This window comes from Xanthomonas sp. DAR 80977, assembly GCF_041240605.1.
GTDB lineage: Bacteria > Pseudomonadota > Gammaproteobacteria > Xanthomonadales > Xanthomonadaceae > Xanthomonas_A > Xanthomonas_A bundabergensis.
Map to the genome: position 1 here is coordinate 3,890,264 of NZ_CP162487.1, position 14,725 is coordinate 3,904,988.

The 14,725-nt window shown below is 68.0% G+C and carries 7 protein-coding genes and 1 riboswitch; of the genes, 1 reads left to right on the forward strand and 6 read right to left on the reverse strand.

The window, feature by feature from the left end; translation table 11 throughout:
• Positions 1–5: 5 nt before the first annotated feature.
• The 4 genes from AB3X10_RS16400 to AB3X10_RS16415 all read right to left on the reverse strand — a co-directional run bounded on the left by AB3X10_RS16400 (position 6) and on the right by AB3X10_RS16415 (position 8,298).
• A complete protein-coding gene (locus tag AB3X10_RS16400) occupies positions 6–5,591 on the reverse strand; it encodes an RHS repeat protein (protein ID WP_369976388.1) in 5,586 nt (1,861 codons plus the stop codon).
• A 457-nt stretch (positions 5,592–6,048) separates the two neighbouring features.
• On the reverse strand, positions 6,049–6,579 hold the full coding sequence (locus AB3X10_RS16405; RefSeq protein ID WP_369976390.1) for a GNAT family N-acetyltransferase: 531 nt from the start codon (positions 6,577–6,579) through the stop codon (positions 6,049–6,051).
• 4 nt (positions 6,580–6,583) lie between these two features.
• The gene (locus AB3X10_RS16410; RefSeq protein WP_145701340.1) at positions 6,584–6,994 is read right to left on the reverse strand and encodes a hypothetical protein; all 411 of its coding nucleotides are present in this window, start codon (positions 6,992–6,994) and stop codon (positions 6,584–6,586) included.
• Between the two features lie 53 nt (positions 6,995–7,047).
• Positions 7,048–8,298, reverse strand: coding sequence for a multidrug effflux MFS transporter (locus AB3X10_RS16415; RefSeq protein WP_369976392.1), 1,251 nt, complete (start codon positions 8,296–8,298; stop codon positions 7,048–7,050).
• Positions 8,299–8,655: 357 nt separating this feature from the next.
• Positions 8,656–8,763, forward strand: a riboswitch (glycine riboswitch).
• A gap of 101 nt (positions 8,764–8,864) precedes the next feature.
• Here AB3X10_RS16415 and gcvP point away from each other — a divergent pair.
• Positions 8,865–11,726, forward strand: a complete 2,862-nt coding sequence (gcvP, locus tag AB3X10_RS16420; protein ID WP_369976394.1) for an aminomethyl-transferring glycine dehydrogenase — start codon at positions 8,865–8,867, stop codon at positions 11,724–11,726.
• Positions 11,727–12,152: 426 nt separating this feature from the next.
• Here the strand turns inward: gcvP and AB3X10_RS16425 are convergent, their stop codons facing one another.
• A complete protein-coding gene (locus AB3X10_RS16425) occupies positions 12,153–12,884 on the reverse strand; it encodes a hypothetical protein (protein ID WP_369976395.1) in 732 nt (243 codons plus the stop codon).
• 303 nt (positions 12,885–13,187) lie between these two features.
• Positions 13,188–14,663 (reverse strand): GGDEF domain-containing protein, encoded by a 1,476-nt coding sequence (locus AB3X10_RS16430; protein WP_369976397.1) that lies wholly within the window; start codon positions 14,661–14,663, stop codon positions 13,188–13,190.
• Between the last annotated feature and the right edge of the window lie 62 nt (positions 14,664–14,725).

Sequence of the window (14,725 nt, forward strand, 5' to 3'; positions counted from 1 at the left end):
CCCCCTTATTGCCCGACGGCCGTGACTTCGGCCGACCACGCAGAGCACCCGTTGTTGTTGCAGGCGCAGACCTTGAACTTCGCCGACACGTTCGGCGTGCCGCTCACGGTGCTGGCGGTCATCCGGTTGGGGCCGTTGTAGACGATCGGACCGTTGAGCATGTAGCTGGTCGCGCCGGTCGATGCCCCCCAGCTGGCGCTGTAGCGCGTCTGGCTGGTGCTGGGGGTGGTGTAGTAAGCCTTGAGACCCGTCGGCACCGGCGGCGGCAAGGCGACCACTACCGTTCCCGTCCCGGACATGCCACTGCACCCCGAGCCGTTGCACGCGCGAACGCGGTAGACGTAGCTGCCATCGCCCTTGCCGGAGATTCCGGCACTGGTCCCGCCACCGTTGTAGACCTGGCTCCAACTGCTGCCGCCGTTGTTGCTCTCTTCCAGCTGGTAACTGGTGGCCGTCGCCACCGCCGACCAACTCACGGAGTAGCTGCCGGTGTTGCTGCTGGTGGGCACGGAGACGCTGGGGGTGGACGGCGGCAACAACACGGTGGTCGTTGCGCTCGCCGAATAGGAACTACATCCGGAGCCGTTGCAGGCACGCACGCGGTAGGCATAGTTGCCGTTGCCCTTGCCAGAGATCCCAGCGCTGGTCCCGCTCCCGTTGTAGACCTGACTCCAATTGCTGCCGCCGTCGCCGCTCTCGTCCAACTGGTAGCTGGAGGCGGTCGCCACGCCCGACCAGCTCACGGAATAGCTGCCGTTGGTGCTGCTGCCGGGGACGGAGAGGCTGGGAGTGGACGGTGGCAACAATACAGTGGTCGTTGCGGTCGCCGAATAGGCGCCGCAACCGGAGCCGTTGCACGCGCGTACGCGGTAGGCATAGCTGCCGTTGCCTTTACCGGAAATCGCGGCGCTGGTCCCACCGGCGTTGTAGATCTGCGACCAACTGCCGCCGCCGTTGCCGCTTTCTTCCAGCTGGTAGCTCGACGCGGTGGCGACGCTGGACCAGCTCACCGAGTAGCTACCGTTGGCACTGCTGGCGGGCGCCGACAGGCTCGGTGCGGCTGATGGAGGCAACGCCACGGTCGTCGTCGCAGTCGCCGAGTAAGCGCTACACCCGCTGGTGTTGCACGCCCGCACTCGATAGGCATAGGCGCCGTTGCCCTTGCCGCTGATCGCGATACTGGTGCCGCTGGCGTTGTAGATCTGCGACCAGCTGCCGCCGCCATTGCCGCTTTCGTCCAGTTGATAGCTGGTGGCGGACGCCACCGCGGTCCAGCTCACCGAGTAGCTGCCTGTGGCGTTGCTCGCAGGAGCAGACAAACTAGGCGCGCTCGCGGGAGGAAGCTGGACCACGGTGGTCCCCACGTTCGAGTACGCACTGCAGCCACCCGCGTTGCAGGCGCGGACGCGGTAGGTGTAGGTTCCGCTGCCCTTGCCGCTGATCACCTTGGTGGTGTCGTTGGCGCTGTAGATCTGCGACCAGGATGTGCCGCCGTTGCTGCTTTCCTCCAGCGGGTAGCTGGTGCTGGCGGCAACGCTCGTCCAGGAGACGGTGTAGCTGCCGGTGCTGTTGGCGGACGGCGCGCTCAGCGCAGGCGCGGACGATGGCGCCGGCGGCGGCGGCAGCACGGCGGTGGTGGTCGAGATGCCGGCGACCAGGCTCCCTGCCACGTAGACGTACGCCATGGCTTTGCCCTGGCGCAGGTCGTCGGCATACAGCAGTTGTCCATCGCGGTTGTAGAAGCTGCGCTTGCCGCCGGTGGTGTAGTCCAGCACCCGGCGACCGGCGCCGTCGTATGCGTAGCTGGCCTTGCCGGCAACGCTGCGCAACCGGTTGCCATAGTCGAACTGGTACAACTCGCCATTCTTGTTGGACAGGTTGCCCTGTACGTCGTAGGCCAGGCCGATGACGGTAGACCCTCCCGCCCCCTGGGTCACGTTGCTCAAGCGATTGTGCGCATCGTAGACATAGCTGTGATCGCGCCCATGCACACGGACGCTGGCCAGGTTGTCGAGCACGTCGTAGGAGTAGCGCGCGACATTGTCGCCGCCAAACATCACCGACTCTGCCGTGATCAACCGATCCAGGCCGTCGTAGGTCATGCTGCGGGTCTGCCGCGTCGTCGCATAATCGGTGACCGAGGCGACATTGGCATTGGCGTCGTAGGCGTAGGCCATGTCCAGTGGGCCGCCGCCACCGACATCGCTGCTGCGCGCGGGCAATTGCCGCGCGTTCTGCGCCATCGTGTGGGCGATGCCGTTGCCGTAGGTGAATTGCTTGACCGCGCCGTTGGGGTAGTAGCTGATGCCCGTGGCGTACGTACCTGCCTGGGTAGGCTGACCCAAGGCATTGGGCGCGTAGTCCACGCTCAAGCCGGGCGATGTCTGTACGGCCAGATGGCCGTTGGCGTTGTAGGCGTACCCGGCGGACCAATCGACGTCACCCCATTGCAGCCGCTCGCTGCTGGGCAGGCGCCGCTTGTTGTAGCCGTAGGTAGTGGTGACCGCATTGCCCGAGGCGTCGCTGGCGACCATGGAGGCGACCAGGCCATCCGGCTGGTAGGTGTAGGTGGTATTGCCGTTGCCGTCGGGGAAGGTGAGCGTCTTGATCCGGTTGCGCGCGTCGTAGGTCCGGGCGGCCTTGCGCGCGGCGATCGGCGCCGCCGTGCCGCTGGCATCGCAGGCAGTCGAGGGATCCAGACCGGCCGCCGACCAGGCGAGGTTGCCGGCGCCATCGTAGGCGGACAAGGTCGCGCCGGTTTCCGGCTCGACGCTGCGGCACAGTTGCTGATAGCCGTCGTAGGTGAAGCTGCGCGTCACCGCGATGCTGCCGTCCGCATTACGGCGGGTCAGCGACAGCGGCTTGCCGTACGTGTCGCGCCCAATGTCCATGTAGGCGCCTTCGGGAAGGCTCAAGCTCACTGGCCAGTCCAAGATCGGCTGGTCGAACACCATGTAGCCCGTGATGTTGCTCTGATTCCTGGGGTTGGTGGTCTGGGTCAGGAACCCGGACAGGTATTGGGTGGTGGTGGTCAGCAGGCCCAGCTCGCTGTCCTGGGAAACCGATGTGGTCCGGCCCAGGGCGTCGTACTCGGTCCAGGTTCCCGTTCCCAGTTGGTCGGTGGTACCCGGATAGGAAGCGAACAGCACACGCCCAGCGTGGTCGTACTGGTAACGATTGAAGCGTTGCGTGGCCGCGACGTTGGCCGTGTCCTGCTCTTGCACCAACAATGGACGAAACAGCCCATCGAAGTAGGTGATCTTCCTGCTGTTCCCGGTTGCGATCGTCTGCCGCCAGTGCCCGGAGCCAATACCGAACTCGGCCGCATCGACACGCTCGAACGACAGCGTGGTCGGCGCCCACGCCACGGTATCGCCCGAGGGATAGGCGATGCCGCTGATGCGCCCCATCGCATCGTACGTGTAGGACGTCGTATAGCCGTTCTCATCGGTCACCGAGTCGATCAAGCCGCGATTGCTGACCACGGCCGAGTCGCTGGTTCCATCCGCATAGGCAATGTTCTGCGGCAGGCCGAGCTTCCATCCCCCCAGTGTGGTGGTGTTGCTGTTGCCATCGGTCACCGACGCCACCGTGCCATCGGTGTTGTAGCCGATCGACTGGATCAGTTTGCCGAAACGGCTGATCTGCGTGGGCAGCGCAGTCGCAGCGTCGTAGCTGGTGCTCGACATGACCTCTGCCGCACCCGGTGCCGTCTTGGTCACCGAGGCCACTTGCCCCAGCACCCACTTGCCCAGGTTGTCGCTGTAGGCGGTGGCCTCGGTCCGGGAGTTCCCCATCGTACTGGAACGGGTGACGCTGGTCGGGCGCGCGAACACGTCGTAGGCATTCACCAGCGACTGGAACGAAACGCCCTGCTGCGTGATCGTGGTCCGCTTCAGCGGACGCAGCCCCGATGTCGAGATATCGTCGTTGTTGCCCATATTGTCGGAGCCGACAAGATTCGGGAACGGCATGGCAGCGACATCCGCGGTGGCGACATACTCGTTCTCGCTCGTGCTCAGGATCGTCACGACATCGCCCGAGCTTCCAGTGGTCACGGTCCCGGTCTCCGCCCCCAGGTCCACGCCTTCGTTGAGCTGGTACCAGGCGCCGAACTTGTAGCGTTTGAAGTCGTTGTCCGGACCCCGCATTTCGGTCTGCATCGACTTGCTGCAGGTCAGTTCGGGATTGGGAAGATCCGTGCGCGCGCAGGTTTCCTCGTAGGCCAGCGGCCGTGCGCCGATATCATAGGTATAGGTCCACTGCATCGATGGCAGGCCGGGCCCGGCGATCGACTTGCTGACCAGCGTCAGGGTATCCGAGAAATTCGGAATGGTCAGATACTGGTAGGTGGTGCTGGGGCCCGCGGCATCGAGGAAGCTGTTGCACTGTTTGGGAATGTTGTGGCGGAAGTGCCGCTTCACCGAGAACGAATAGGTTGCGGTCGCATTGCTCGGCAAGGTCACCGCATAGGTGAAATCCCCGCTCGAAGGCTCCGGCAGCGGGCACCGAGCCGTGTCTGTGTACAGCGGCAACGAAGGGCTGGGAAGAATCTCCATGTTGCCGGTCTGGACATAGCGCGACTGCGCACCATCGGGCTGCGTCACCGTCAACGACTTATCGCCATAGGTATATGTCCAATTTCCCACACTGGACTCGACTGCGGTGATGTTGCCGCCGGAGGTGCCGGTCACACTGATGTAGCGGCCGTCGCTGGCGTCGATCCGCGACAGCTGGTCGCCGTTGTAGGTGTAGGTGACCCAGTTGCCGAAACGGTCCTCGATGCGCGTCGCCAGGAAGAAGACCGCCAAACGGCTCATGGATGCTTTGGCCGAATAATTGCCAATGCGCTTGGAGATGTCGGGGTGCGCCTTACTGACGACCCAATCGAAATAATACTTGTCGCCCTCCGGCGACAGCGCCACGAATCCCTCGCCCGGATATCCGTTCTTGGTGCTGGCCAGACAAGAAATGCGCCAGAAGTTTTTGGTGATCCATGGGTAGCTGGTGCCGTTGCTCGGCGCCGGCAGCTGACTGGCGGGTTCGTCCAGCATCGCCTGCTCGCCGGCGCCAGGAATGTGCATCCAGTTTCCCGACCAGTAGTCCGAGGCGGTCAAGGTGTAGTTCGGCGGCTGCGCGGGTTGACTGCAGCGGCTGTTCGGGCTGGAGCCGTACACCTGCCAGCCGTTCGTGCTGAAGACGCCTTTGAGATAGGGCACATCGAGCGATCCGCCGACGCCGAACCCGCCCAGTTTGCCGCTACGGCCCGCGCCCTCGTCCTCGATGACATGCGAACGTTGCAGCCGGACGGGGAGCTTGCTGTTGCCTGGAATGTCGATATCGGTCCAGTTGAACTCCACCGCACCGTTCTTCAGGCTGACCTGTTCGCCGAAAGAGTCGACGCTCAGCCGACCGATGTCCTGCGACTGCTTGATGCGCTCGATATATTTCTGATCGAACCTCAACTCCTGCGCATTGGCAAGCGTTGCGAACGCCATCGCCAGCAGGACCACACCTGCGCGCAGGCGAAGAAATGTGTCGAACTTTTCCATGTTGTTCTCGAACTCGATCAGCGACCAATAGATGGCCATGCCTCGCCCGCGGCATGGCATGTGTCCATGAGCCGCAGGAGTGCCTGGGTTCAATGCATGAGTTTGCAGCGCCGATCGATAGATCGAACGCATCGACCATCTGCGACGCTTTACGTCACTGGTATCCGTTGATATGAAACAGCGCCCACCGTTGCGGCAAGCACGACAGCACCCGAATGACGATCCATGTTTTCCCCTGATTTCGACACCATGCACCGCTGCGCTTCAGTTCGATGCGCAGCGGAGCACAAGCCCTTCGCAGACGGCGCAGCCATCAATCCACAGCAGCATTGCACCGCCGATCACCCGCCCCACAACTGTGATAGAGCGCACTCAGGCTTGTCAAGAGGAGTTCGATGCCCAAGGGCAAGTTGCTATGAAACGTGGGCAACGGGATAGGCAGAACAAGGAAATTTCCCAAGACGAGCCCAAGCGACGCGGCCACCAGCCCGCCGACTCAATCGTCGGCCAGCCGCGCCCAGCGCTCGTGGTCGCGCCACACCCCGCCGATGCGCAGGTAGCGCGGCGAATAGCCTTCGCGGCGGAAGCCGGCGCGCTGCACCAGCGCCAGCGAGCGCGCGTTGTCCGGCTGGATGTTGGCCTCCACGCGGTGCAGGCCCAGGTCGGAGAACGCATAGGCCACGCACAACCGTAGCGCATGCGTCATCAGGCCGCGGCCTTCGCAGCCAACCATGGCGTGGTAGCCCAGGTAGGCGCTCTGGAAGCAGCCGCCGACGATCTGGCTGAAGGTGAACAGGCCGGCGACCTCGCCGCTGTCGCGCGCACGCGCCAGCAGCGCGACGTTGCTGCCGTCCAGGGTCTGCGCGTACCAGGCGTTGAAGCCGGGCACGTCGGTGAACGGATACGCCCACGGATGATGCAGGGCGGTGCTGGCGCGGTGCGCCTGGATCAGCGCGAGCCCGTCGCGGCGCCGCACCCGTGCCAGCGACACGGCGGCGTCGGCGGCCTGGCTCGCGCTCTGGCCCATGGCCTCAGCCCGGCAGCGCCGCGCCGGCCCCGCGCTGCATGACCTGCGCGTGGCGGTCCTTGAACTCGTCGAAGCTCAGCCCCTGCGCCTGCGCATCGGCCTGCGCGGCGTCCTTCAGCGCGTCCGAATACACCAGCCGCACCGGGGTGCCGGCGCGCTCGTGCAGCTCGGCCGCCTGCATGATCAGCGACAGCACCTGCGCGGCGCTCTCGCTCTGCCCGGCGATGCGCCCGTCCATGCCCAGCACCCACTCGCCGTCGCGGCGCACGATGCCGGCCAGCAGCGTGCGTTGCTGGTCGCGCAGCTCGGCGTGCGGTTCGATCGCGGTGGCCGCGGCGGCGGCCTCGCTGCGGTGGCGCAGGCGTTCGGCCAGCTTCTTGCGCACGTCGCGGCGCTGCTTGGACTGGATGGACATGCGGTTTCCTCAACGGTGACCGCAAGACGATAGCCCAACCGCGGCGCCGGCGCTCATACCGGGTCGGCCGGCTCCAACTGCGGCACCTGGCTGCCCGGCCGCGGCAGGCGCTTGCCGCTGCGCCGCTCCCAGCGCCAGAAGCCCCAGCCGAGCAGGAAGAACGCGCCCGAGCCCAGCGCCAGGTGGATCGGCCGGCCGCTGAGCAGCGGCGACAGCACCCCGGCCACCACGGTGTTGAGCATCAGCTGGGTGAAGGCCTGCAGCGAGGACGCCAGCCCGCGCTGGCGCGGGTACATGTCCAGCACCGCCAGCGCCAGGATCGGGAAGATCAGCGCCATGCCCACGCCGGCGACGAAGATCGGCAGCACCGCCCACGGCAGCGCGATCTGCGGCGCGATCGCGGTGTAGGCGATGTTGCCGACCACCGACACGCCGCAGCAGATGAAGCCGATGCGCACCTGCCGCATCGGCCCGATGCGCCCGGCCATGCGCCCGGACAGGAACGAGCCCAGGGTCATGCCGCCGATGGTCGGGATGAACAGCCAGGCGAAATCGCGCTCGGTGCGGTGCAGCAGGTCGATGATGAACACCGGCGCCGAGGCGATGTACAGGAACACGCCGGCGAAATTGAACGCACCGGCCGCGGCCAGGCGCTGGAAGCGCGCATTGAACGCGATCGACACGTAGTCGCGCAACAGCGTGCGCGGCGCCAGCGGCGTGCGCAGTTGCGGCGGATGCGTCTCCGGCATCCAGCGCAGCGTGGCGACCAGCAGCAGCAGCGAGAACCCGACCAGGAACCAGAAGATCATCGGCCAGCCGGCGCCGGTGGCCAGGATCCAGCCGCCGATGATCGGCGCGATCGCCGGGGCGATGCCGAAGATCATCGACACCTGGCTCATCAGCCGCTGCGCGTCGTGGCCGTGGTACAGGTCGCGGATCACCGCGCGGCCGACGATCATGCCCACGCCGGCGGAAAACCCCTGCAGTGCGCGGAACGCCAGCAGCGTGGGCAGGTCGCGCGACAGCGCGCAGCCGGCCGAGGCCAGGATGAACACCACCAGCCCGCCGACGATCACCCGCTTGCGGCCCCAGGCATCGGACAGCGGCCCGTGCGCCAGGCCCATCAGCGCGTAGGCCAGCAGGTACACGCTGACCGTCTGCTGGATCGCCACCGGGTCGGCGCGCAGGCGCTGCGCCAGCTGCGGGAACGCCGGGAAGATGGTGTCGATCGAGAACGGGCCGAACATCGCCAGCCCGGCCAGCAGCAGTGCCAGGCGGCGGGTCGAGATCGTCGGGAGCGTCATGCGCAGAATCCTGGAAGGCCGGTCGCGCCAGCCGGGCGGCGGGCGAACGCGCGACGGCACCGCCCGGCAGGGGGACGGCGCTTGGGGAAAGGGAATGGGGACATGATAAGCCCTCGCGGGCGCCGCGTTAAGCGCCGGCCGGGCCTGGCCTGCGGCGCCAGCAGGATCGGCCACGCCGCGGAGCCGGCAACCCGCCATGTTCAGCAAGCCGGTCGCGGGCGCGGCCGGGCCTGCCTGCACGGCCGCCGTGGGCGCCGCCGGCCACGCTATAATCGCCAGGCAGCATGGTGGGAGAAGCGGGGCGACCCGCTGCCGAAGGCGCAAACGCCCGTAATCGCTCAGGCCCGATACCACCCGCACCAAGACTCTGGAGAGACCGGTCCAACCCGGCGCCGAAGGGGCACGAAGCGCAGCGCAGCCCGCCGCCGCTTCCAAACTCTCAGGCAAAAGGACAGAGGGGCACTGGGAAGACGCGCGGCTTCCCGTCGGTCGTGTCCGCAGCTGCGGCCGACGGCGGCGTTCGTGCGTCCCCCGCCCTTCGTGCCCTCCTCTGCCGGACGACCGCCATGTCTCACACCCCCTCGCTGCGCGACCTCGAACACCACTCGGCCTTCGTCGAGCGCCACATCGGCCCGAACGACGCCGAAATCGCGCACATGCTGCGCACCGTCGGCCACGACTCGCTGGAGGCGCTGACCGACGCCATCGTCCCGGGCAAGATCAAGTCGCCGGCCGCGCTGGCGCTGCCCGATGCGATCACCGAAGAGGAGGCGCTGGCCAAGATCGGCGCCATCGCCGACAGGAACCAGGTGCTGCGCAGCTTCATCGGCCAGGGCTACTACGGCACCCACACGCCGAAGGTGATCCTGCGCAACATCCTCGAGAACCCGGCCTGGTACACCGCCTACACGCCGTACCAGGCGGAGATCTCGCAGGGCCGCATGGAAGCGCTGATCAACTTCCAGACCATGTGCGCGGACCTGACCGGCATGGAGATCGCCAACGCCTCGCTGCTGGACGAGGCCACCGCCGCGGCCGAGGCGATGACCCTGGCCAAGCGTTCGGCCAAGGCCAAGTCCGACACCTTCTTCGTGCACGACGCGGTGCATCCGCAGACCCTGGAACTGCTGCGCACCCGCGCCGAGCCGCTGGGCATCGTGCTGCGCGTGGGCACGCCGGAGGAAGCGCTGCAGGCCGAGTGCTTCGGCGTGCTGCTGCAGTATCCGGACAGCTTCGGCCACATCGGCGACCACAAGGCGCTGGCCGAGGCCGTGCATGCGCGCGGCGGCCTGGTCGCGGTGGCCACCGACCTGCTGGCGCTGACCCTGATCGCCGCGCCCGGCGAATGGGGCGCGGACATCGTGGTCGGCAACTCGCAGCGCTTCGGCGTGCCGTTCGGCTTCGGCGGCCCGCACGCCGCGTTCATGGCCTGCCGCGACGCCTACAAGCGCTCGATGCCGGGGCGCCTGATCGGCGTGTCGATCGACGCGGCCGGCAACCCCGCCTACCGCCTCACCCTGCAGACCCGCGAGCAGCACATCCGCCGCGAGAAGGCCACCTCCAACATCTGCACCGCGCAGGTGCTGCTGGCGGTGATGGCCTCGATGTACGCGGTCTACCACGGCCCCGACGGCCTGACCCGCATCGCCCGGCGCACCCATCGCCTGGCCGCGATCCTGGCCGCGGCGCTGCGCAGCGCCGGCGTCGCCGTCGGCGAGCGCTTCTTCGACACGCTGCACGTCAAGGCGATCGACGCCGAGGCGATCCATGCCAAGGCGCGCGCGGCCGGCATCAACCTGCGCGCGATCGACAGCGAGGCGCTGGGCATCAGCCTGGACGAAACCAGCACCCGCGCCGACGTGGTCGCGCTGGCGCAGCTGTTCGGCGCGCACGTCGACATCGACGCGCTCGATGCCGCCACCGCCGATGCGCTGCCGCAGGGCCTGCTGCGCAGCAGCGCGTTCCTGCAGCACCCGGTGTTCAACACCCACCACAGCGAGCACGAACTGCTGCGCTACATGCGCGCGCTGGCCGACAAGGACCTGGCGATGGATCGCACCATGATCCCGCTGGGCAGCTGCACCATGAAGCTCAACGCCACCGCCGAGATGATCCCGGTGACCTGGCCGCAGTTCGGCGCGATCCATCCGCTGGCGCCGGCCGCGCAATCCGCCGGCTACGCGCAGCTGATCGGCGAACTGGAAGCGATGCTGGTCGAATGCACCGGCTACGACGCGGTCAGCCTGCAGCCCAACTCCGGCGCGCAGGGCGAATACGCCGGCCTGCTGGCGATCCGCGCCTATCACCGTTCGCGCGGCGAGGCGCATCGCGACATCTGCCTGATCCCCGAGTCCGCGCACGGCACCAACCCGGCCTCGGCGCAGATGTGCGGCATGAAGGTCGTGGTGACCAAGTGCGACGCCAACGGCAACGTCGATGTCGACGACATCCGCGCCCAGGCCGAGAAGTACAGCGAGCGCCTGGCCGCGCTGATGATCACCTACCCGTCCACCCACGGCGTGTTCGAGGAAGACGTGGTGGCGATCTGCGAGGCGGTGCATGCGCACGGCGGCCAGGTCTATACCGACGGCGCCAACATGAACGCGCTGGTCGGCGTGGCCAAGCCCGGCAAGTGGGGCTCGGACGTGTCGCACCTGAACCTGCACAAGACCTTCTGCATCCCGCACGGCGGCGGCGGCCCGGGCGTCGGCCCGTGCGCGGTGAAGTTGCACCTGGCGCCGTTCCTGCCGCGCACCCTCGGCGGCGACGGCGACGTCGGCATGGTCAGCGCGGCCAGCTTCGGCAGCGCCTCGATCCTGCCGATCAGCTGGATGTACATCACCATGATGGGCAGCGCCGGCCTGCGCAAGGCGACCCAGGTCGCGTTGCTCAACGCCAACTACATCGCCAAGCGCCTGGCCCCGCACTACCGGACGCTGTACACCGGCCGCAACGGCCTGGTCGCGCACGAGTGCATCCTCGACGTGCGTCCGCTGGAGAAGACCACCGGCATCGGCGCCGAGGACGTGGCCAAGCGCCTGATCGACTTCGGCTTCCACGCGCCGACGCTGAGCTTCCCGGTCGCCGGCACGCTGATGGTGGAGCCGACCGAGAGCGAATCGCTGCACGAGCTGGACCGCTTCATCGACGCGATGATCCAGATCCGCGAGGAGATCGCCGCGATCGAGGACGGCCGCCTGGACCGCGAGGACAACCCGCTCAAGCACGCCCCGCACACCGCCGCGCAGGTCACCGCCGGCGAGTGGACCCACGCCTACCCGCGCGAGCTGGCCGCGTTCCCGCTGCCCACGCTCAAGCAGGCCAAGTACTGGCCGCCGGTGGCGCGGGTGGACAACGTCTACGGCGACAAGAACGTGATGTGCGCGTGCATCCCGGTGGATGCCTACAAGGACGATGTGGTGGCGTAACGCGCCGCCATCGCCGAGTGGCGCCGAAAACCAGCCGCGGATTCCGCGGCTGGTTTTTTTGTTTCGCAAACGCCGAAGATCGGCTGGGGACACGCCGCTTCGAGGGCCATGCCCGAACGCGGCGCGCAGCGCGCCAGACGCCTTGCGGCGTCCCGACGCCGCCGCCGAGGCAACTGCAGCGCCAGGCGACCGGGCGTCATTGCCTCAGCTTTCCGTCACCGCCAGGTTGCAGACGTCGCCGGAGCCGACGACGCGCATGGACAGGCCTGCGCCGCCGGCCGGGGGAGCGTTCGGCACGCCAGGGATATCTTTTTCGCGAGCCGCCACATGCGCCGCGCGTTCGCTCCCGCCAGCGGCGGACAAGGCCGCGCTGGATCGCGGCGACGCCGACAGGAACGCGGCATGCGACCGCGCCGGCAACTGCGCTCAGTCGCGCTCGACTCCGGGGTCGAAGGCCAGCCCGTCGCCGATCTGTTGCAGGCAGCGCAGCGCCTGCCTGGGCAGCTGGCGCCACGTCGTGCGCAGCGCAGCGTCCTCGATGCTGCCCTTGCTGAGCTTGGCCTTGCCGGTCAGGTAGTTCACGCTGAGCTCGCTGACTTCGCCGCTGCCGCGGTGCATGCCATGCACGTCGTAGCCGATCAGCTGGAAACAGCCATGCCCGTAGCGGAACAGGAACGTGGTCTCGGACGTGCTCCAGCTGCCGGCGCTGGCGAACTGGTGCAGGTTCACCGAGAACGCGCCGCGCGCGATGGAAGGTTCGGCGCCGTCGAGGTAGTCCTCCATGTTCGGCGCGTCCGGCCGCGGGATCAGCGCGTGATCCTGCAGTGCCAGCCGGTAGCCGCCGTCCTCGGCGAAGGCGACCGCCAGCATGCGCGGGTTGGTGTCGAAACGATCCGGGCCGAAACCGGTGTTGTCCAGCACGTTGCGCGGTTCGGCCATCTTCAGCACCAGCAACAGATCCGCGCGGCCATCGCCATTCAGATCGCCGCGGCGTTCGAACTCCAGCCGCCACCCGGCCGGCACGAAGGCGGACGCATCGCGGCCTTGCGCCGGCAACGTGGGATACGCCACCGCCGGCGGGTCCAGCGCCTGCGCGGCGCCGGCCACGGCCACGGCCAGCAACACGGGTAACCACGACCAGGCGGGCTTGGGCGTCATCGCAGGATCACAGGCGCAGGAATGGAACCGCGATGATGGCACGATGCACCGCCCTGGCCGCGCATGCGCCACACCCCGCACCGCATCAGCCTGGCGCGGCGGCGCCCCGTCTCCAGCGCTTGGTGCCGCACATGCACGGCAGTGGCCAGCGCGCGCCTGGCCCGACGCAACGCGGCACCGTCCATGCGCTTCGGGTCGCTCGTCCACGCCGCGCGCGCCCAGGCGAACGTCACGCCGGCCTGACCGCGCGGATATCCTGGTCTGCGGTCCAGGCCAGCACACTCGCACCGCGGCGGTGCCGCATCAGGCCGGCAGCGATGTCGCCGCCTGGGCGCCGTCCTTGTCCTGCGCATGCGCGCAGCAATTGCGGCCGTTGCGCTTGGCGCGGTACAGCGCGGCGTCGGCGTGGTGCAGCAGGTCGATCACCGCCTCGGCGCTGGCCGGGTGGGTGGCGATGCCGATGCTGACCGTGACCACGCCCAGCGGGCTGGCCGGGTGCGGGATCTGCCGTTGCTCGATCGCCGCCAGCAGGCGCCGCGCGATGGCGTGCGCGACTTCGGCCTTTGTGTCCGGCAGCACCACCGCGAATTCCTCGCCGCCGTAGCGCGCCACCGTGGCGGTCTGCGCGGGCAAGGCCTCGGCCAGCGCGGTGGCCACCTCCACCAGGCAGGCGTCGCCGACCACGTGGCCGTGGCTGTCGTTGAACTGCTTGAAGAAATCGATGTCGATCATCAGCAGCGAACAGTCCAGGCCGCCGTCCAGGTCGCGCAGCCGCGCCGCCAGGCCGACGCGATTGGCGATGCCGGTCAGCGGGTCGCGCGCCACCTGCTGCTGCAGGCGGCGCGTGCTCAAGCGGCTCAGGCGCTGGATCTCCAGGTGCTCGCTGTGCAGCAAGGCCACGTGCACGCCGTACACCATCACCGCCAGGGTGGCCGCGGCCATGCCCCAGAAGAAGCTCACCCGCGACACGCTGATCGCCAGCAACAGCACCGCCAGCGAGAACACGATCGGCGCGAACGCGGCGATCAGCTCCGCGCAACGCAGGCTCGGCCGCGCACGGCGCAGCCAGCGGCCGCGCGGCAGCGACGCCACCAGCACCAGGGCCGTGCCCGGCAGGTCGATCAGCAGCCCGCCCCACCACGGCAGCCCGCCCAGTTCGATGCGGTTGTACAGCGCCGCCACCGCGCCGTTGACCCACAGGTAGGTGCTGGCGCTGAGATAGAAATGGCGGCGGCTGCAGCCGCCGGCGCCGAGCAGGCGCAGCGTGGCCATCGACGCGAGCAGCAGGTCCATCGCATCGGCGTGGTTGATGATCAGGCTGACGTCGGGTTCGGAAAAGCCATTGCTGGCCGACAGCGCCAGGTCGATCAGCAGATACAGCAGGCCGGCGCCGGCCAGCGCCAGCAGCGCATCCAGCGCCACGATCAGCCGCGGCTGTGGCCGGTTGAACGAGCGCGCGATCAGGAACAGCGCCGGGATCATCGACGAGCCGGAAAACATCACGCCCAGCTGCTGCAGCGCCGCGCCGTGCTGCGGCAACAGCAGCGCCAGCAGATTGCAGCCGGTCCACAGCATCTGCACGCCGACCGTGGCGCCCAGCAACCGCCATGGCATGCGGTCCGCCGCCGGCGCGCGGCGCAGCCGGCGCAGCACGGCCAGCACCGCCATCGCCTGCACCGCCAGCCCGCACCATTGCGCGGCGGGCGTGCCGGTGCCGCCGCCGTGTGCGACCAGCGCATGGGCGGACAGCAAGCCGATGACGACGATAGGCAAGAACACGTTCGGTCTCCGTCGCACGCCCTGTTGCACTGCGTCGGGCGCGGCCGCTGCACGCCTCCCAC